At 37.4% G+C, this 20,830-nt stretch carries 19 protein-coding genes; 11 read left to right on the top strand and 8 right to left on the bottom strand.

Going from position 1 to position 20,830, the window contains the following annotated elements:
* Positions 1–4: 4 nt before the first annotated feature.
* On the bottom strand, positions 5–487 hold the full coding sequence (locus EZ456_RS19435) for a hypothetical protein (protein WP_225876576.1): 483 nt from the start codon (positions 485–487) through the stop codon (positions 5–7).
* Positions 488–696: 209 nt separating this feature from the next.
* Here EZ456_RS19435 and EZ456_RS19430 point away from each other — a divergent pair, with 209 nt between their 5' ends.
* Positions 697–1,350, top strand: a complete 654-nt coding sequence (locus EZ456_RS19430; RefSeq protein WP_131533009.1) for a hypothetical protein — start codon at positions 697–699, stop codon at positions 1,348–1,350.
* 116 nt (positions 1,351–1,466) lie between these two features.
* Positions 1,467–2,045: an RdgB/HAM1 family non-canonical purine NTP pyrophosphatase gene (gene rdgB, locus EZ456_RS19425; RefSeq protein ID WP_131533008.1), complete on the top strand. Its 579-nt coding sequence runs from the start codon at positions 1,467–1,469 to the stop codon at positions 2,043–2,045.
* Here the strand turns inward: rdgB and EZ456_RS19420 are convergent.
* The 3 genes from EZ456_RS19420 to EZ456_RS19410 are packed head-to-tail and all read right to left on the bottom strand — an operon-like array spanning position 2,040 to position 4,970.
* Entirely contained in the window at positions 2,040–2,342 is a 303-nt protein-coding gene (locus EZ456_RS19420) for a type II toxin-antitoxin system RelE/ParE family toxin (RefSeq protein WP_131533007.1), read from the bottom strand. The two genes, rdgB and EZ456_RS19420, sit on opposite strands and share 6 nt — an antisense overlap.
* Positions 2,342–2,563, bottom strand: coding sequence for a hypothetical protein (locus tag EZ456_RS19415; protein WP_131533006.1), 222 nt, complete (start codon positions 2,561–2,563; stop codon positions 2,342–2,344). Before EZ456_RS19415 ends, EZ456_RS19420 begins: the two co-directional genes overlap by 1 nt.
* A gap of 37 nt (positions 2,564–2,600) precedes the next feature.
* A complete protein-coding gene (locus EZ456_RS19410; protein ID WP_131533005.1) occupies positions 2,601–4,970 on the bottom strand; it encodes an OstA-like protein in 2,370 nt (789 codons plus the stop codon).
* A gap of 65 nt (positions 4,971–5,035) precedes the next feature.
* Here EZ456_RS19410 and tilS point away from each other — a divergent pair, with 65 nt between their 5' ends.
* From tilS to EZ456_RS19385, 5 genes are all read left to right on the top strand, one after another.
* Positions 5,036–6,367: a tRNA lysidine(34) synthetase TilS gene (gene tilS / locus EZ456_RS19405; RefSeq protein WP_131533004.1), complete on the top strand. Its 1,332-nt coding sequence runs from the start codon at positions 5,036–5,038 to the stop codon at positions 6,365–6,367.
* The gene (locus EZ456_RS19400) at positions 6,368–6,856 is read left to right on the top strand and encodes a hypothetical protein (RefSeq protein ID WP_131533003.1); all 489 of its coding nucleotides are present in this window, start codon (positions 6,368–6,370) and stop codon (positions 6,854–6,856) included.
* A 122-nt stretch (positions 6,857–6,978) separates the two neighbouring features.
* The gene (gene bshA / locus EZ456_RS19395; protein ID WP_131533002.1) at positions 6,979–8,121 is read left to right on the top strand and encodes an N-acetyl-alpha-D-glucosaminyl L-malate synthase BshA; all 1,143 of its coding nucleotides are present in this window, start codon (positions 6,979–6,981) and stop codon (positions 8,119–8,121) included.
* Between the two features lie 88 nt (positions 8,122–8,209).
* Entirely contained in the window at positions 8,210–8,779 is a 570-nt protein-coding gene (locus EZ456_RS25170; RefSeq protein WP_165501379.1) for a hypothetical protein, read from the top strand.
* A 153-nt stretch (positions 8,780–8,932) separates the two neighbouring features.
* Positions 8,933–9,379 (top strand): KTSC domain-containing protein, encoded by a 447-nt coding sequence (locus tag EZ456_RS19385; RefSeq protein WP_029279950.1) that lies wholly within the window; start codon positions 8,933–8,935, stop codon positions 9,377–9,379.
* 213 nt (positions 9,380–9,592) lie between these two features.
* Here EZ456_RS19385 and EZ456_RS19380 read toward each other — a convergent pair whose 3' ends face one another.
* The 4 genes from EZ456_RS19380 to EZ456_RS19365 form a co-directional block, all read right to left on the bottom strand.
* Positions 9,593–10,315 carry a phytanoyl-CoA dioxygenase family protein gene (locus EZ456_RS19380; RefSeq protein ID WP_131533001.1) on the bottom strand — a complete coding sequence of 241 codons (723 nt, stop codon included), beginning with the start codon at positions 10,313–10,315 and terminating at the stop codon, positions 9,593–9,595.
* A gap of 4 nt (positions 10,316–10,319) precedes the next feature.
* Positions 10,320–10,814, bottom strand: a complete 495-nt coding sequence (locus EZ456_RS19375) for an SRPBCC family protein (RefSeq protein ID WP_131533000.1) — start codon at positions 10,812–10,814, stop codon at positions 10,320–10,322.
* Between the two features lie 18 nt (positions 10,815–10,832).
* A complete protein-coding gene (locus EZ456_RS19370; protein WP_131532999.1) occupies positions 10,833–11,942 on the bottom strand; it encodes a lactonase family protein in 1,110 nt (369 codons plus the stop codon).
* A 478-nt stretch (positions 11,943–12,420) separates the two neighbouring features.
* Positions 12,421–14,010 (bottom strand): pseudouridine synthase, encoded by a 1,590-nt coding sequence (locus tag EZ456_RS19365; protein ID WP_131532998.1) that lies wholly within the window; start codon positions 14,008–14,010, stop codon positions 12,421–12,423.
* 263 nt (positions 14,011–14,273) lie between these two features.
* Here EZ456_RS19365 and EZ456_RS19360 point away from each other — a divergent pair, with 263 nt between their 5' ends.
* The 4 genes from EZ456_RS19360 (at position 14,274) to uvrA (ending at position 20,716) form a co-directional block, all read left to right on the top strand.
* Complete coding sequence (locus EZ456_RS19360; RefSeq protein WP_131532997.1) at positions 14,274–15,056, top strand: lytic transglycosylase domain-containing protein; 783 nt, start codon at positions 14,274–14,276, stop codon at positions 15,054–15,056.
* Positions 15,057–15,437: 381 nt separating this feature from the next.
* Entirely contained in the window at positions 15,438–16,484 is a 1,047-nt protein-coding gene (locus EZ456_RS19355) for a ferredoxin--NADP reductase (protein ID WP_131532996.1), read from the top strand.
* A gap of 247 nt (positions 16,485–16,731) precedes the next feature.
* Complete coding sequence (locus EZ456_RS19350) at positions 16,732–17,691, top strand: hypothetical protein (RefSeq protein ID WP_131532994.1); 960 nt, start codon at positions 16,732–16,734, stop codon at positions 17,689–17,691.
* 112 nt (positions 17,692–17,803) lie between these two features.
* Entirely contained in the window at positions 17,804–20,716 is a 2,913-nt protein-coding gene (uvrA, locus tag EZ456_RS19345; RefSeq protein ID WP_131532992.1) for an excinuclease ABC subunit UvrA, read from the top strand.
* Positions 20,717–20,830: the final 114 nt, after the last annotated feature.

Genomic DNA, 20,830 nt, shown 5'->3' with positions numbered 1-20,830 from the left:
TTGGTTATAACTTAGCAAGCTTTTTCAACTCGTTTTCATTAATTTTGATCTGATATTTTTGTTTCAGGCCTTTTAGCCATTTTTCTTCTAAGCTTAATTGATAATCGGCAATTACCTCTCCTCTAACTTCGCTTAAGGGTTTATTGTAATTTTGTTGGTTTTTAGTGTAAAATTCAGTTATCGCCTGCTCGTCTTCCTGCGCTTTGTTCCATATTTTTTGTTCAGAAACATTGAACATTAAAACCCCTTCACGGTATTCATTCAATAAGAAATCGTGATCTTTGCTACTGACTCCAGCTTTTTTATGTGTGGCCAATGCATTTTCATAGGTCTTAATTTCTTCCTGGTAATTGGCATTTTTATCCAATCCCATGTCTCGGGCATCTAAAACTTTAAGTTTAAAATTTATGTACAAGTTTAAATATGCCTGTAAAGTATCATACGCAGCACTAACGTTTCCGTTATGGCTTTTTTTGTATGCCCACATAAATTCTTTGGCACTTATTGATTTACCATTTATCACAGCAACGTTTTGTGCAAACGAAACGCTATAAATAAAGCTGAAAACAAATAGGCAATAAGCTTTCCTCACGCAGAGCACTCTATAAATTTTAAGGGATAAAAGTAACAATTAGCGACGCTATTATAAGATATTTAACTAATTTTAACAGAAATTATTATCCAGCAAAAATACGAATGGAAAACCAGGTTACCAACAATGCGAATGCTTTACGTTTATTTTTTACTGAAGAGATTTTTCTGGTAAAGGATGAAAGCGTTGAAATTCTGCCTTTACGTAATCCAGAGCCAGTTTTGGCTGTTGAAAATGTTTCCGTTACCGAAGTAAAAGAACCTGTTTTAAAACCAGAAATAACACAAATTCCTGGAATTAATCCTACAAATATGCCTAAAGTTTATACGCAAGGTCCTGAAATTCCGCATATTGTGGCCGAACCAGCACCTGAAAAAACGTTTAAATTTTTAGGAGGAAATAAAAAATCAGTACTGATTTTAGTTAACGATCATGAGCATGATGTAAGTACTGAACAGGGCAGGGAACTGTTGCGGAAAATTGTTAAAGCCGTAGATTTAGGTACACCCGATTTTGCTATTCTAAATTACTCAAATTATAGGGGAACAGATTTTGCAGAATTGCATCAGTTTTTTAAACCTGCCATTATGTTATCTTTTGGCGTAGAGATTGCCGACTTGAGACTGGACCTTACCTGGCAGAATGAAATCATCGTTCACGAAACCACCAGGATTATTTTTGCCCCTAATCTTCATCATCTGGATAGTGATTTAACTGCTAAGAAAATGCTTTGGGCACACCTTCAGAAAATTAAATAGCCGCTTTGCGAGCGTATCAAGTATTGAGAATTAAATATCAAGTGCTGAGATATGGCATTTTAATTTGGCTCCAAAAACCTTAAACCCTACACCTTAAACCTTTTACCTTCCCTAAAATGAAAAAACTTGTATTTGCGACTAATAATCAACATAAAACTGAAGAAATACGCTCAGCCCTTGAAGGTAAATATGAGGTTCTGAATCTAGAAGACATTGGTTGTTTGGTTGATATTCCTGAAACTGCTGAAACTTTTGAAGGAAATGCATCTTTAAAAAGCAGCTATGTAGTGGAGCATTTTAATTTAGATTGTTTTGCAGATGATAGCGGTTTAGAAATAGAAGCTTTAAATAACGAACCGGGCGTTTATTCTGCAAGATATTCAGGAAGCCGTGATAGCTTAGAAAATATTCAGCTTGTTTTAAAGAAACTTGAAGGAAACACCAATAGAAAAGCAAGGTTTAAAACGGTGATCTCCTTAATGCAAAGTGGCCAGAACCATATTTTTGAAGGTATAATTGAAGGAACAATCAGGACAGGATTATCGGGATTGAAGGGTTTCGGTTACGATCCTATTTTTCAGCCAGATGGCTATGATATTACCTTTGCCGAAATGGATATTGCCGAGAAGAATAAAATTAGCCACCGGGCCATCGCACTTAAAAAGATGATGGGTTTTTTGAAGGGAAAATTATAAAAATCTTTTTTTCTTTTTGCTACTTTGCCGATTGTCTATAAAGGTTACGATTTCTAAAATTTCTTTTTTTGGTTTAATACGGTAAACAACTGATATGTGTGGAATAATAAAACCTATATGTGTATTCTTTGTTTTATATGTTTTTCTAGAAATTAATGGTTCCTCAGATATTGTTTCGAGATAGGTAAATACCCTTGTGATGAATTTTTTTACTTCTACTTCTGTCCAATTTTCTTTTAGATAATCAATATTTCTTTGGAAAGTTTCGCCAGCTTTTTTAGACCAAATAATATCCATTAAACACTAAACCTTTTTTTTGCCTCTTCATGGCTAAAACTTTCACCCCGATCAAGTTGGCTTATTCCTTCGAGAATGTCGTCTTGTTGGCGGCTGTTTAATCCATCAAACCAATCAAAATCTCTTGCAGTAATTAGTGATTTAATATCTCTGATTAAACTTTCATCATCCGAATTAATGATTTGTTGAAGCACACTTAGTTTTTCTGATTGTAAATCCATAAATAAATTTAACCATTAATTTAGTGAATAACAAAAACTACATTTTACCAGCTGCCTTTTTCACCTGAACAGAATCTTTTTTAAATTGAACTGAATCCTTTTTCGGTAAAATCGGTTTAATGCCAAAATTAGCAGTGTCTGCTGGTTTAGCTTGTGGCAATTTCTTATTCAGGTTTAAACTGTCTTTTCCCAATATGATTTTCGGTTTAACTGCAGGTGCCGTTGTTGATGGTTTAGTTGCTGGACTTGTCGTTTTAGCGCCAGCTACAGTTTTACCTGCAACTGCTTTTGCCTTTACTTTGGGTTTAGGTTTGCCCGAAGAGCCTATCGCATCTTTTTTTGATTTTGGGCGTTCGGTAGGTTTCCACGAAAATCCCTTTAATACATGATCTTTTGCAATCGTATTTTCAGGATTTAAGGCTCCTTCTATTCCTTTAATATAAACAATCTCCTCAATTGCATTTTCCTTATCCTTAAATATGAATTTTATCCTGCTACTCAGGGTTTGGTTCATTTCTTTATACACCTTTGTGCTATCATCCTGGGTATAATAAATACTTTCGGCATTGCCATCCACATAGAGGTTCTTAAATTTCCCATCCTTAAAGAAACCAGTCATTAACCTTCCTTTTATTTGGTTAAACTTTAACGAATCTTTTGGTGTATTTACTAAAAATGCATTTCTAAATGCCTGTAAATTATTTAGTTTTTTATTCTTGAACTGAACAAATATGGTATCGCCAACCTGTTGAGAGCCTTCCGACCAGATGATCGGATTACTGTAGCAACGTAAAGTAGAATCGGCACTGGTATAAAACAGACTATCGGTTTTGGCCTGTATGTTCGTTTTAAAAATCTTAACGCCGTGGTAAGCTTTAATGATTCGGGTTTGAACAGTGTCAGCTGGGTTAAACTTGGCAGTATCAGTCTTTAATGCACCGGGTTTTAAGTTTCCCAGAACTTTTGTTAAACTATCTTTAATGCCAGATTTTGTTATCTTCTTTTGCAAGCTATCGATTTTAGTTTTCGATACGCCCTTTATTATCGAATTGGTCTTGTCAGCCAGCTTTTTCAGACTCTCAGTTTTAAGTTTAGGCAGATTTTTGATAATGGAATCAGCCTTGTTCTTTAAAAGATTATTTTTCTGTAAACTATCGAGGTTAACCTTGGATAGATCTTTGCCAAGTGAATCAACTTTCGATTTTAAGCTATCGATACTTTTGTCTTTCAGGTTAAGCGGATCTTCCGTTACCGCATCGCCCTTATTTTTTTTCTTCCTATCAGCCCGGCTTATTTTTGCCGTATTGCGTTTATTCCTATCTTCTTTTGGGGTACTTGGGTTTTCTGGTTTCTCCTTTGCTTCGGTTTTTTCTTTTTTCTCACCAGTTTCTTCATCGTCCTCTCCAACCTGGTTATCAGCTTTGATGGAAATTTTAGGTACTAATTTTAGGGTTTTTTGCAATACCATTTGGGTTTCTAAGGTATCAGCGCCCATCCACAAACTATCAGGTCTTTTTTTATTCTTTACCATTACCGAATCTTCGGTACCTATTCCTAAATAGGCATTTCTGGTAACCAACGTCCGCTGATCTAGTTTATAGTAATAACCTAAGTCGCCGAACATTTTCATTTTATCTTTCGTGTCAGAGAAAACAATGTTTTTTACAGCCTTACCAATGCCTTTTTTCCCATAATAATACAAGCTATCACCTTTTAAAGATCTTGTACCTTGTGTATAAAGATTTTTCTTTCCAAAAAAGGCATCCTCTGTCATGGTATTATACTGACCGTTTTCGGTGTAAAGATTATCGTCTTTTCCTTTGATATTGGTTGGCCCGTAAAAAAAAGTCCATTTACTTTGCGTGTTGTAGCTCATGGTATCCGACTTTATGGTCGACTGTGGTGTAACTACAACTACGTCATATTTAAAATAAGCATCGTTCGAGTTGCTAAAATAATAGCCATTTTTACTGGTTAGTGTTACTTCTTTATTTACAATTTTACCTCCGCTGGTATAAGTTCCTATCTTGCTTAGGGTATTGTAATCTAAAATATTGGTCGTTAAGATCGAAGTAGGATCGATCATCTTCACATTTCCAGTTAAATGTGCGTGTTTTTTATTCCCGTCATACTCCAGTTGATCTGAATAAATATCTGTTGTAAGCTGGTTGATATGAACGTTTTTAAAAGCTTCGAAATAGTTTCGTTCGCTATAAAATACAGCGCTATCGCAGGTTAGTGTTGCATTATCTTGTTGGAAAACAGGGTTCCGTAAATAACTAACCTTATTTTTAACATCCCCGGTTATTTTAGAAAACGAAACGATTTTAATCTTCGAGGCGGGTTGCTGACCGAATAAAAATACTGGACTGATTAAAATGAATAAAAAGACAAATAGTTTTTGCACACTACAAAGTTAGTTTTTTGTTCCGAACGTTCGGAATACCAGTTAAAATTAAATATTTTTGGTGGATGTTACCCGTAAAACAATTTCAGGATTTTATTGACCAGCAACAGCTGTTTGTGCGGGCTAACAAGATTCTTTTGGCCGTAAGCGGAGGAAAAGATTCGGTATTAATGTTGCATTTGTTTAAAGCAATAGGCATTGATGTTGGTGTGGCACATTGTAATTTTAATTTACGGGCTGATGAAGCACAACGTGATGAAGGTTTTGTTGCGCTTTTGGCCAAAAATTTAGGATTACCTTTTTATGTAACGCATTTTGATACCAAAAAATATGCTGCTGAAAATAAAATTTCTACCCAGATGGCAGCGCGCGACCTGCGTTATAACTGGTTCGAAGAAATTAGAGACAAAGAAGGCTACGATTATATTGCTTTGGCGCAGCACCAGAACGATGCGGTAGAAACCGTACTCATTAACCTTACCCGTGGCACAGGCATAAGCGGATTGCATGGCATTTTACCTAAACGTGATTTACTGATCAGACCCTTATTATTTTTAAACCGACAGCAAATTGATGAAATTGTAAAGGTTAATCATATAGATTTTGTAGAAGACAGTTCGAACGCAAGCACGAATTATACCCGCAATAAAATTAGGTTAGCAGTTGTTCCGCAACTTCAGGAGATTAATCCAAATCTCGAAAAAACTTTTGCAGAAAACATTTCCCGCTTTGCGGAATTAGAGACTTTTTTAAATGTACAGGTTCAAAAACTTACAAATAGAATTCTAAATAAAAGGATTGATGGCGTTTATATCCCCTTAGAAGAGATTGCTAAATTAAATCCACAAAAACTGTTGCTTTATGAGTTGCTTAAACCTTTTAATTTTGGCGAAAATGTGGTGCAGGAAATTTTAGACAGTTTAAAAGCCTTAAGTGGGACGCATTTTTTTAGCTCGACGCATCAGGCCATTATTAATAGAGGTGATCTGGTTATTGTTGAGAAAAACACCTCGATGACTTCCAACCAGTTTATCCATCCAACAACAGAAAACATTGCTTTTGCCAATGATGAAATTTCATTGACGTTTACGCATGAAATAAAATTCGAAATTAATTTGAATAAGGCGTACGTAAATGCTGATAAATTAATTTTTCCTTTGGTATTAAGGAATTGGCAAAATGGTGATAAGTTTATCCCGCTGGGTATGCGTAACCCCAAAAAAGTGAGCGATTATTTTATCGACGAGAAAGTTCCTCTACATTTAAAAAGCACTACACCGATTTTGGTTAACGGAAATGGTGAAATTGTTTGGATTGCAGGTATGCGGCAGGATAACCGATATAAATTAACTACAGCAACAAAAAAAGTTGCTATATTCGAACTCAAAATTAAATAAGTGGAAAGCAAATACGCCTATATCGAAAAACAGTACATCGGCCGTGATTATGTTCGTATTTTCATTCGGTTGATTATGGCTGCGTTCTGTTTTGCTGCCTACGTTTATGAACGCGATCGTGACAATACGCAAGACCTGTTCCTCGTGGTAGGTTTCGGGATCATCGGTGTTTCTATGCTTTTGCTTTTTCTTATTCAGTACAAAATTGTGGTAGATAATGGCAGCATGACTTTGGATGGCCTTTGGACAACCAAACGCGTTAAGATTGATCTGAACAGTATTGTTGATGTGCGTAAGGCAACCTATAGCCGTTATTTTTTCAATAATCCTGTTTACAACCTGCATACGAAAGGTACAATCCGTTTTTATTCATCAGGTAAAGATGCTGTTGTATTAACCGATCGTGATGGTTTAGAATATTTTATTGGTACGCAAAGACCAAATGAACTTTTCCTCGTAATTAAAGAGGAAATGAGAAATCTCAAATAATAATTCCCCTTTATTCTTCCAGATAATCTCTACTCAATATCTCGTCTTTTTTATTGCAATAGGCCGACACGCATTATAGATTAAAATCGGGTACATTTGCTGGTAACAACAATACATTTACAATGAAGATAGGAATTGTTTGCTACCCCACTTTTGGTGGTAGTGGAGTAGTTGCAACAGAGCTTGGTAAGGCACTTGCTAACGAGGGTCATCAGGTTCACTTTATTACTTACAGTCAGCCTGCCAGGCTCGATTTCTTTTCGGCTAACCTGTTTTACCACGAGGTTTCGGTAAGGGATTATCCACTTTTCGATTATGCACCATATGAATCGGCTTTGGCCAGCAAAGTGGTTGATGTTGTCCGTTTTGAGCAGCTTGATGTGTTGCATGTTCATTATGCTATTCCACATGCTTCTGCGGCATTTATGGCCAAGCAGATTTTGGCAAGTTATGGCATCCACATTCCTGTGGTAACTACTTTGCACGGTACCGATATTACTTTGGTAGGCAAAGATCCAACTTATAAACCGGTAGTTACTTTTTCTATTAATCAAAGCGATGGTGTAACTACTGTGTCGGAAGATTTGAAAGAAGATACCTATAACCACTTTGAGATTACAAAAGAAATTAAGGTAATCCCAAATTTTATAGATTTTTCGCGATTCAGTTTGCAGGCAAAAGGTCACTTCAAAAAAGCAATTGCTCCAAATAACGAACGGATTTTAATCCACACCAGTAATTTCAGGAAAGTGAAACGTACGGCTGATGTGATTAGGATTTTCGAAAAAGTACAGGCAGTTATTCCATCCAAACTATTAATGGTAGGTGATGGACCTGAGCGTGCTTACGATGAACAACTTTGCAGATCGTTGAATATTTGTGAAAATGTAAGGTTTTTAGGTAAGCAAGATGCGGTAGAAGAAATCCTATCGGTTTCAGATCTCTTCTTAATGCCGTCAGAATCTGAAAGCTTCGGTTTGGCAGCATTAGAAGCAATGGCTTGTAAAGTACCAGCAATTACTACAAATGCCGGTGGTTTGCCTGAGCTAAATGTTGACGGATTTTGTGGCTATATGAGCAATGTTGGAGATGTAGATGCGATGGCAGCCCATGCCATTGAAATTTTAAAGGATGATGAAACCCTGAATCGTTTCAAAGAAAATGCTTTTGCGAGAGCGCAAGATTTTGACCTGAAAAAGATTCTCCCGGTTTATATCGACTATTACAAAGAAGTAATCGAAAAATCATTACAGGCTAAATATTGAAATTTAGTTTGAAATAAAGATTTATTTAGCCATTCGATATTTCGGGTGGCTTTTTTTGTGATGTATATTTGATACTTAATCTAAATTTATGCTCTATAAATTTTTAAAAAACGTATTTAAGAAAAAACCGTCTAATAAGCTTACTAAAAGTCAATACTGGAAAAAATTTGAACTCGTAGAATTATTTGATGATTTATTTAAAACGGAAACATTGTTAAAGGGTTTAATTCATGAAAATGTAGGTGGTGTTGAATTAGAAAAATTTACCGATCTGTTTGTTGAAGAACTTTATTATATCCATGGAGATAATGTTCCTGACTTTACAAGTATTATGGATCTGTTCAGGCCAACTGGCGAATGGAACTCTTTTTCATTTTTAAGAGGGAATCAGTTAGGCACAGATATTTATCGAAGGTCAGTTAGGTGGAAACGAAACCAAGGCTTTGAAGTGGGAGCCAAAGTATCATTAGAAGGAGAATTTGGTGTTGTATTAAACACTTACAATGAATTTTGTGGACTAATTTGTTGGGATACTGATGTTGAAAACGATACTGAAGATTGGACGGGTATGTTCGGGTCTTTTCAGGATATCGGAGGAGAGGTAATTGATCCAGATTATAAATTCAAATTTATCAATGATGATGGCTCAAAAAAATGAGCTGCTGAGAACACCTTAAAAAAGAAATACTTATCAAAAGTAAACTTTCTCAAAATCAAATGATTATAAATCGTATCTTTGCGGCTTGAAACGGTTTGGTAGATAAAAATTCCTAAAATCATTTCAACAAAATTAAAAAAGAGGTTATCCCAAATGAAGAAAATAGTTGATTACAGAAAGCTTTTGAGCGTAGATAAAAATGCTGAGTTAAAAGAGCTTAAATCTGTGTACCGTACATTGATGAAAGATTGTCACCCTGATAAATTTCAGCAGGAAGAAGAGAAATTAGATGCAGAAGCAAGAAGTAAAGAAATTATCGAAGCTTACCATTTCTTGGTAAGTATTGCGCCAGAAACACGTGAACAGAATATCGAAACGTACACGCAAACTACAACATTATCGAATATTCAGGATTTCGAATACAAACAACAGGTTTTAAACATCCAGTTTTTTGATGGTAGTGCTTACGAATATTTCGATGTGCCAAAAGCAATCTACGTGAAATTGGTTAACGCCGATTCTCCAGGTCGCTTTGCCCGTAGACATATATTTAATGAGTTTCCATATCGTAATGTTGCAAGGGTTGCAGAACCAGCATAATACGTGTGAGTAAAATATTTTAAATGGCCTCGATTTTAATTGGGGCCATTTTTTTATTCTTCAACGAAGCCGATTTTTCATTGGCTAAAGCAATCTTTATCGCAAGTTGGAAAGATTGCTTCGTCGTTCCTCCTCGCAATGACGACCGATTTTTGGAATCTATCATCGGTAACTTGTTTCAGTATCTATTATTGCTGAAACTAAATTTAATTACTAACTATCCAAATCAAGATACTCAGCCCATTGTAGTTCCTTAGGCAATATCTGATTGCTAAACTCTAAATGAATCACCCTTCTTTTTTGATTGTTAGTTGTTCTGCCTGAGCTGTGTAAAAGAAGTGGCTTCATAATCATCACGCTGCCACGCGCTACATTGCAGCTCAGTTCTTTTTCTATATTCCAATCAATATTCTCCGGACGGTAAATACCCTTACAGTGTGAGTTTGAGATCACTTTAAGTGCTCCATTCTGCTCGTTGGTTTCGTCGAGATGAATGCGGATGGTAAAATTGTTTTCAAGTATATCTAGCGGAGGCTGTACGGCAAATTGGTTGTGTTTGTTGGTGTAAGGGCCAAATCCTGGTATTTCTGCCTTTTGATTAACAGAAATGGTTAAATCCTGATGATAGGATACAAACCAGTTTGAAGTTTCGGGTTTGTCGAAATATATTGATTTAACAAGGAAATAATCTTTGCCAAAAACCTTTCTTATTATCTTTTTTAGTTTATCGTTAAAAATAAGATCGATAGTATCTGGAATCTCTTTTAAAAACTGGCGTATAGCAAAAAGGTCCTCCGATTTTCTAAAGGTTTCTTTTGTTGAATCCGTTTTGTTGATTGCAGCTAAAATTGCTTCAATTTCTTGATTCGTAAATATTTCCTCTATAATTGAAAAACCGACTTGTTGAATTTCTCTTTCCCTAGCAGCTAAATCCATCACCTCAATTATTCAACATGGGTTTAAAGCGGTTGTCTTTGTTCCTTAAATCTAAACCACCTTCATAAACAGACTTTAAATTAATCAAATAAAAACTCCAGCCGTTGTGGCAACCTAGTCGAATGTTTCTTTTTGCATTGTCATCCAAGGGAATGTTTTTTTGGGTCAACTCCACAATTACATATTCAAACTCTTCTTTGAGTTTAATATCAACCAAACATTCGCCTGCAAAAGTAAACTGAAGTTCATCTTTGCCATTGGCTTCGGTTATGCTTCCGTTTTCAATATCATCGTATAAATACCAGATCCATTTGTATTTATCGCCTTTCAGTACGTTTTGCGTTTTGTTGAGCAATACGCTATTCTCGTCAGAAAATTCTGATTCACTTAAAAACCATTTCTCAATTTCGCCGGCCTTTGTCCAGGCGTTATACAGGTCTTCAAGTTTTGCCTTAACGGCGATCTTGAGCGTGAATTTTGTCCAATCGAAGTTTTCCATTGGCTTAATTTTAGGTGATTAATTAAAAACCAAACAAACTGGTGCGCCAACATCAATGCGTTTACCACTATCGGTTAATTTGCCTGTGGTTTTATTTCGGTTAAAAATAACGATGTTGTTGGTGTATTGATGGCCGATCAATAGAAATTTTCCAGTCGGATCAATGCTGAAGTTTCTTGGTCCTTTACCGAGTGTACTTACCGTTTCGATAAATTTTAATTTTCCGGTAGGCAGAATTGAAAAAGCAGAAATGCTATTGGCATCGCCACGATTGGTTTCATAAAGAAATTTTCCATCAGCCGAAACATGGATATCAGCACCATCAACTTTTCCGGTAAAATCTTTTGGCGTAGTGCCAATCTCCTGGATTTTGGTTAAACTACCATTCGAATAAGCGAAAACGGTTATGCTTCCATTAAACTCGTGCGCTAAATAGGCGAATTTTCCATTTAGACTAAAAGTGATGTGCCTCGGGCCAGTGCCTGCATTAGTTTTAATTACCGACTTAATCGTTAATATTTTTTCTTTTGAGGTAGGCTTGTAGTTGTAAATATAAATTTGATCTTCGCCCAAGTCATTAACAATTAAATACTTGTGATCTGGAGTGAATTTAACCATATGTACGTGCGCACTTTCTTGTCTACCTTTAGGATCGATGCTTTTTCCAGTATGTATGATTGTTTGTAAAGCTTCGGTTAATGCTCCATCTGCTTTTCGTGCAAATACGGCCAAGCTGCCTCCGCTATAATTTGCCACGATTACATTTTTGGCATCAACGGTAATAAAACATGGATCGGCACCGTGACTGTCTACTTTATTTAAAAAAGTTAAACCACCGATTGCTGCGCTGTATTTAAAAGCGCTAACTGTACTTGTAGCTCCGGTTTCATTCACTACATAAACAAATTTCTGATCGGGAGAAAAGGCCAGATAACTCGGGTTAGCCGTATTTTTTGTGATGCTTTTTATCTTCGTGGCTGCAGTTGAGGTATTAAAGTTGTAAGTGTAGATTCCTTCGCTTTTTCCGGGTGCCGTATAAGTGCCAACGATGAGGTTGTAGTTGGCTTTTTGTGCAAATGTTAGCGTTGATAGTATAGAAAGTATGAACAATGAACTAATTTTTTTCATGAAAAATGATGTTGATTTTAACAAATATGAGGAATTAAAATGTAATTCGCCACGGAGGTAATGAAGGACACGGAAATTTATTCCCATTAGATAAATCGTCTTCGTCGTTCTTAATTTATTTCTGAATCTTACAATATATTTGCAACGAAGGTACAATGTGCTTAAACTATGCTTGGGTTTGTCAGTCTGAGCGTAGTCGAAGACATTTATGAGATTACTATAAAAACATTATCCTTGGACTATGCTACCATTGATGGATTCCAAAGAACGGTCGTCTTTCCCGCGCAGGCGGGAATCTTAATGCAACCTACAAACCCTACCAAGGTATTACGATTCCCAATCAACCCGATAGCTATCGGGTTGGGAATGATGATATCTCGCACCCTGTCATATCCTCCAGTGTTTTTCTGAAAAAATTGATTTTGACATCTTTTTAGCAAAGCAACAAAAAAGGCAACCATTGGTTGCCTCTTATATCTTATTTTATTAAATGTTTAATCTGGATCAATTCATGATCTTCAAGATAGCGCCATCTGCCACGAGGTAAATCTTTCTTGGTTAAATTGCCATATACCACACGGTCTAATTTTTCTACATTGTAACCCAGGTGTTCGAAAATACGGCGAACAATTCTGTTTTTACCGCTGTGGATCTGGATGCCGATTTCTTTTTTGGTTCCACCTGCAACGTAAGAAATGTTATCCGGTTTAATCAACCCATCTTCCAGTTCTAAACCAAAAGCAATTTTGTTTAAATCGCCTTGTGATAAAGCTTTATCCAGCTCAATATTGTAAATTTTAGTGATACCGTTTTTAGGATGTGATAATTTATCAGCTAAATCACCATCGTTTGTCATTAATAATAAGCCTGTGGTGTTGCGATCTAAGCGGCCAACGGGGTAAATACGTTCACGGCTCGCTTTGTCAACCAATTGCATTACCGTACGGCGTTCTTGTGGATCGTCGGTAGTGGTGATGTAATCTTTTGGTTTGTTTAATAAAACGTAAACTTTTTTCTCGCGTTTCAATAGCTCGCCATTATAACGTACTAAATCTTTCGCCGGATCAACCTTATGCCCTAATTCGGTAATAGCTTCTCCGTTTACGGTAATAATGCCGGCAGCAATTAGCTCATCGGCTTTACGGCGAGAGCAGATACCTGCATTTGAAATATATCTGTTTAGGCGAATTAAGCCTTTCTCTTCATTTGTTTTGCGGCCTTGAGCAATTACAGTCCGTTCTGGGCGGTTAAATTCTGTATCTCTTGGTTGGGCGTCCTCGCGTTTTCTAAACGGACGAGTGTCGCCTTCTTTTGGCTCTCTAGGTTTTACATCTCTTGAACTTCCAGCACTTGGCTTGAAATCATCAGATTTACCTCTGGATTTGTAATCTTTGTAACCACCTTCTCTAGGTTTGAAATCTCTCGATCCACCATCTTTCGATTTGAAATCGCGGTCGCCAGTTCTAGGTTTGTAATCTCTTGATCCGCCTTCTCTAGGTTTAAAGTCGCGGTCGCCAGTTCTCGGTTTAAAATCTCTCGAATCTCCATCCTTAGCTTTGAAATCGCGTTCTCCTGTTCTTGGCTTATAATCTCTTGCCCCACCTTCTCTTGGTTTAAAATCTCTGTCTCCTGTTCTCGGTTTGTAATCTCTTGATCCTCCCTCTCTCGATTTAAAATCACGATCTCCAGTTCTTGGCTTGTAATCTCTCGATCCACCTTCTCTGGGTTTGAAGCTACGGTCTTCTGATTTTGAGTTATTGTCTTTTGATTTAAATTCGCGGTCTCCAAATTTGAATCCCTTCGATTCTCCATCTTTCGATTTGAAATCACGGTCTCCTGTTCTTGGTCTGAAGTCTTTTTTGTCTCCGAAAGATTTTGATTTGAAATCTTTACCATCTGCGCTTCTAGGTTTGAAGCCGGCTTTTGAATCGGATGATTTTTTGAATTTGCTGTCTTTGTCGTCTGATCTTCTTCTATCAGACCCGGCCGAACTACTTCTGCCTTCTGTTTTCCGACTGCCTGATTTGGACTTGTCATCCCGACTGTTCCTGTTGTTTTTATTTATCATGATACGCTTTTAGCCACATTGAAAATGCGGGTTGCAAATTTATGGAAAATTGATGAACATAACAATTTTAAGAGCGGAAAAATTAGATAAAAAAATAGCCTCTAAAATAGGAAAATTCGCCTGAAAATCAAAATTTAAAATCCACGTTTAAAGCGCTTTAAGGGGCGATTTTGAGGGTTATTTTTGTAACTATTTGATAATGTGCTTATTATTTTTTAGCTTTGCCAACGTTTTTATATAAGTTCACCAAAAAAAGGAGGAAAATGTTAAAGAAACACATCGTACCATTTGCGGTAGTGGCAACACTATTTATCTTGGCAAAAGTGTTCGCTTACCAAATGCCCTTAGCACAAAAAAGTCTTTTAAAAGAAGAAAAATTAAACACTACAATACCCAAATCTGATAGTCTAAAAGTTCAGCGTGCGGAAAAGCCGCTATCTTTAATGGCACAGTTAAATTTTGCAGAAGAAACCCTGCCGTTAGGCGATAAAAAGGTAGAACGCAAAATGAAAAAAATCCTTGCAGCACACAGTTACGGAAATACACAAACCAATAAATTGCATGTAAAAGCAGCAAAATGGTTTCCTGTAATTGAGCCTATTCTCGCTGCGTACGGAATTCCCAATGATTTTAAGTATTTGGCTTTGGTCGAATCTGGAATGGCGGAAGGAGTTTCTCCCAAAGGTGCAGCAGGAATCTGGCAGTTTATGCCTGGCACAGCCCGTACCTATGGATTAAGAGTAAACGGAAATGTTGATGAACGCCATAATCTGCGTAAATCGACAATTGCTGCCTGCAAATACATTAAAGAAATGTATAAAGGTTTAGAAAGCTGGACATTGGTAGCTGCGGCTTACAATGTTGGCGACGGACGCCTGCGCAAGCAGATCAATAATCAAAATCAAGACAATTACTACAAAATGAAGCTAAACCGCGAAACCGGGGGCTATGTTTATAAAGTGATTTCTATGAAACAGATTATGGAACACCCGAAACGTTACGGTTACGAAAAACCGAGAGTATTATTGGCTTACAACGCCGAATAGTATAATTAAGATAAAGACAAGCATTTGGTAAGGCGTCCCGGTTTAAATCGGGACGTTTTTTTTTGAAAATGATTACACAGATTGTTGGATTACACAGATTTGTTTTTGCTAACCACTTTTTTTCTTGCCACGGAAGCACGGATTAACACGGAATAGTTTCACCATATAAGAGATGGAAGGTCATTTAAGCGCATGTGCGTCTAAATACATTAGTCATTATCATATGTTTTCATTGTTATCAAACACAAACTTGTCTGACCAGTGTTTTTCCTAAACCCTAAACCCTAAACCCTAAACCCTAAACCCTAAACCCTAAACCCTCCTACTAACTAATGACCAATGAACGATTGAACTAATAAATCAATTTCCTTTCTTTGCATTATGTTCAAACTGCGCATCAATAAAATTATAAATCAACCTGGAGATAATATTACTTTTCAATTTGAGGAGGTAGACCAGCAATATCCAAAGTATTTAGCAGGTCAGTTTATTTCATTGATTTTTCAGGGAAAACATAAGGAAATAAGAAGGTCGTATTCTTTTAATAGCTCGCCTGATGTGGATGAACCCTTAGCGATTACCGTGAAACGCGTGGAGAATGGAGAGATTTCGAGATTTTTACACCATAAAACTTCCGTAAACGATATTCTCTTGGCACAAGAACCGCAGGGAATGTTCAGTTATGTGCCTGATGAAAATCTGGAACGTGATCTTTTTCTTTTCGCTGCGGGGGTTGGGATTACACCATTATTCTCGATTTTGAAAACGGCATTAGTGCGTGAGAAAAAATCGTTGGTTACACTGGTATATAGTAACCGATCGATGGAGGACGCGTTGTTTTATGATGAGCTGAACGAATGGCAAAAAAAATATCCTGAAAGGTTAAAGATTGTTTGGGTTTTTAGCAATAGTAAAAACTTAATGACGGCCAGACTGAATAAATTCTATATCGAGAAATTACTCAAAGAACATTTGCGTTTTGATCGTAATGATACACTGTTTTATAGCTGCGGACCGATCATTTACATGGATTTATGTCGGATTACCTTGCTGGGTATGGGTTTCGATATCAAACAGATTAAGAGAGAAACCTTCGTGTTGCCAGAAGATGAGGTGGATGAGGATGATGGTTCGGCAGAAAAGGTAGTAGATAAAAATACCTATTCGGTAGTTTTGAACTTTAGAGGAGAAACTTACCAGCTCGATGTGCCCTGGCCAAAAAGGATTTTAGACGTTGCGCTGGAAAATAAGATCAAACTTCCCTATAGCTGTCGTGGAGGAGTGTGTAGTACCTGTGTGGCCAATTGCACCAAAGGTGGCGTAAGGATGGATTATAACGAAGTGCTTACCGATGATGAGCTTGAAAGAGGAAGAGTTTTGGTTTGTACCGGGCACCCGACAGAGAATGGAACAACGATTGAATGGTAGTTTATCGGATATAATTCAATGGTCTATCTAACGCATAGGTTCTTGTCAATAACACCATTTCGAATTGAAATAATTGTTTCAAACTTTTCCCCATTCTGGTTTCAGCTTTATAAACTTAATCGAAAAAATTAAAAGCATATTAATATTGTGTCTTTCGAATATTTTAAGTTTTTGTATCATTTGATAAGCGGTCGTTATTTTCTCTAAAAATACAAAACCGTTATCTCATTTACAGCGTTTATGAGGTATGACGAGATTCTTTTTTACACTTATAATCTGCCTCTTCTGTTTACAATCATTTGCTCAAGATTCTGTTGCTGTAAAACGAGAGTTTGCCAATAAGGAGTACATCCATCTTTATAAAGAAAATGCCGACCTGGCTTACACAGCCCCTGGTGGAGAATTGGGTGCGCCATCGAAATATGTAATTAATGGTCGGCTTACTACTACTTATATGTTATTGGGTAGTTATAAATCGCCCATTGCATTTGCCATTATCCCTGATTTTACGGTACGTGTGCGGAAAGAATTTTCGGCTGCTGTACGTACACCGAGTTATCGCCTGGGTGGTGCGCTTTATGCGCGGTTAAATCCCGATCCTGAGCATTATAAATATGCAGAACTTGCTTTTGCCCACCATTCTAACGGACAAGATGTGTCGCCTTACAACCCTGATGGTACGATCAATACCCGTACAGGAAATTTCAATGCCAATTATTTAACCCTTTCTTACCGGTTCGGTAATCTAAAGCCAACCGGAGCAAATGAAAGCTATTATTCCTTAAACCACCGTGTTGGTTTGCAATGGTACAAATTCTTTAGGTATGAGCCTGCGCTTGATGAAGGTTTTGGATTTACCCGGTTATTGTATAGTTTCTCCTGGCGGAGATACGATGAAATTGAAAGAAATGCAAAAAATAAACAGAAAGATAAAACCGAAAAAGAAACCTGGCGTTTAAATACTGAAATTTCTTATGCGGTAAATAAAATTCCAGCAAGGAATTTAGCTAATATTCAGAAAAGACTAAATGCTGAAATTAATTTTAATTATAGCTTTCCCTTTATGCATAATGTGTTTCTGATGGCTGCAGTAGGCTATTATGGAGAAGATAATTACAATATCTATTTTCAGGATCATTATAGTTATGTGCGCCTTGGCTTATCATCTGGTTTCCTACGAAATAGAAGTCGACATTATGACAATTAATCCTTAATCAAGATTGGTTTTGACTTTCTTTTTGATAAAATTTTTAGCATTTTTGCGGATTGGAATTGTGCCTTTTTAAAGGCTCGATTTTGCCTCCAACTTTAAATATAATATGAGCAATAAATCTATCGACCTCGGCGAGCAAAAAGATGTAGAAGTATATGGTGCGAGGGTACATAATTTAAAGAATATAGATGTAAGTTTTCCGCGCAACCAGCTCGTTGTTATAACAGGTTTAAGTGGTAGCGGCAAATCTTCATTGGCTTTTGATACCATTTATGCGGAAGGACAGCGCCGTTATATGGAAACATTTAGCGCTTATAGCCGCCAGTTTATGGGAGGGATGGAACGCCCTGATGTAGATAAAGTTTCAGGACTAAGCCCGGTTATTGCTATTGAGCAAAAAACCACCAGCAAAAACCCGCGATCTACCGTAGGTACCATTACCGAGATTTACGATTTTATGCGTTTGCTTTATGCACGCGTTGCCGATGCCTATTCGTACAATACTGGCGAAAAGATGGAGCGCATGAGTGAAGATCAGATTCTACAGAATATCTTTAATAAATTTGATGGCGTAGCGGTAAATATCCTTGCACCTGTTGTAAAGGGTAGAAAGGGCCATTACCGTGAGCTTTTTGAGCAAATCCGTAAACAGGGTTATGTGAAGGTGCGTGTGGATGGAGAAATAAAGGATATTTCTGCTAAAATGCAGGTAGATCGTTATAAAATTCACGATATCGAAGTGGTGATCGATCGCTTGATTATTGATGTGAAGGATAAAAAACGCCTGCTGGATTCATTGCAGATTGCGATGAAGATGGGTAAAGGCGTAATTAAAATTAGCGATAAGGATAACAACGTTGCGCATTTTAGTAAGTTTTTAATGTGCCCAACCACAGGTATTTCTTACGATGAGCCTCAACCGAACAGTTTTTCGTTCAACTCGCCATATGGTGCCTGCGAACGTTGTGATGGTTTAGGTTATATCTTCGTAGTGGATAAAGAATCGGTGATACCGAATCCGAAACTGAGTATTTTAAACGGTGGCTTGGCGCCACTGGGCGAATATAGAGACATTTGGATGTTCCAGGTGTTAAAAGCCCTGGCTAAAAAATATAATTTTTCACTTTCTACCCCGATCGAAAAACTGGGTGATGAAGTGATCAATATTATCTTAAACGGTACACACGATCTGATCAATGTAGCTGTTGAGTATAATAAATGGAACGTTCAGAATTATAATATCACTTTCGATGGTATTATTAAAATGCTCGAAGAGCAGAATGAAAAAAGAGGGGAGGCTGCTGTTGATGATATGGAAACTTTCCGTAAACTGAAAACCTGCCCGGAATGTAATGGCGCTAGACTGAAAAAGGAGAGTCTGCATTTTAAGGTTGATGGTAAGAATATTTTCGAACTGTCATCAATGGATATTTTCAACCTGAACATTTGGTTCGAAAAAGTAGATGAGCGCCTTACTGACCGTCAGAATATTATTGCTAAGGAAATTTTAAAAGAGATTAAAGCACGGATTGGTTTCTTAACAGATGTGGGTTTAACCTATTTAACTTTAGATCGTACAGCCCGTACACTTTCTGGTGGCGAGGCGCAACGGATCCGTTTGGCTACACAGATCGGTTCGCAGTTGATGAACGTAATGTACATCCTCGATGAGCCAAGCATCGGTTTGCACCAGCGCGATAACGAACGTTTGATTAATGCACTTAAAAATCTTCGTGATCTTGGGAATACTGTTTTGGTGGTAGAGCACGATAAGGATATGATTCTGGAAGCCGACTGGGTAATTGATGTTGGTCCGGGTGCAGGTATTCATGGTGGAACGGTAGTGGCAGAAGGAACTGCTGCGCAGATCCTCAAATCGAAAACCCTAACAGCCGATTACCTGAACGGTAAAAGGAAAATTGAAACGCCAAAAGTTCGCAGAAAAGGTAATGGGCATAAATTATCGATTATTAAAGCCACCGGACATAATTTAAAAGAGGTTTCAGTAGATTTTCCTTTGGGTAAATTTATTGCGGTAACCGGAGTTTCAGGTAGTGGTAAATCGAGTTTGATTACCGAAACTTTGTATCCGATTTTAAATCATCATTTCTTCAGGGCAAAAAAACAGCCTTTGCCATACGAGAAAATTAATGGATTAAAAGAAATTGATAAGGTGATTGAAATTGATCAGGCGCCTATCGGTAGAACGCCACGTTCAAATCCTTCTACTTATACCGGAGTTTTCTCCGATATCAGAAACCTGTTTGTGCAGTTGCCCGAAGCAAAAATCCGCGGTTACAAACCAGGTCGTTTCTCTTTTAACGTAAAGGGCGGGCGTTGCGAAACCTGTCAAGGTGCAGGTTTGAAGGTAATCGAAATGAATTTCTTGCCTGATGTGCAGGTGCCTTGCGAAGAATGCGGTGGAAAAAGATATAACAGGGAAACTTTAGAGGTTCGTTTCCGCGGAAAATCGATTAGTGATGTGCTGGATATGAGTATTGAAGATGCTTGTAATTTCTTCGAAAATATCCCGATCATCTATAGAAAAATTAAGACTTTAAAAGATGTTGGTTTAGGTTATATCACTTTGGGGCAATCGTCGGTTACCTTATCGGGAGGAGAGGCGCAGCGTGTTAAGCTGGCTACCGAGCTTTCTAAAAAAGATACCGGGAAAACCTTCTATATTTTAGATGAGCCTACCACTGGACTACATTTCGAAGATATTAATGTGCTTTTAGGCGTGCTACAAGAACTTGTTGATAAAGGGAATACCATTTTGGTAATCGAACATAATTTAGATGTGGTTAAAGTTGCCGATTGGGTGATCGATTTAGGTGAAGAAGGCGGCGCTGGCGGCGGAAGGATTTTGTTTGAAGGTACGCCTGAAGGTTTGATCCAGAATCCGATCAGTTTAACCGGAAAGTTTTTGAAAAAGGAGATGGATTGGGGGCTGGAGACCGAAAAGTCCGGAGCCAGTAGTCCGAAGTCCGAAGTCAAAGTGTCCAAGAAGAAGAAATAGTCTGAGGTTGGAGGTCAGAAAGGCCGAAGCCGCGGGTTTTAAGCGATCGTCACACTGAACTTGTTTCAGGGCCTTTATTTAATAGGATGAGCATGTGTAATAAATTGATTTGTC

The sequence above is a fragment of the Pedobacter psychrodurus genome (assembly GCF_004331735.1).
Taxonomy (GTDB): Bacteria; Bacteroidota; Bacteroidia; order Sphingobacteriales; family Sphingobacteriaceae; genus Pedobacter; species Pedobacter psychrodurus.
This window is presented reverse-complemented; position numbering and strand designations above follow the sequence as displayed.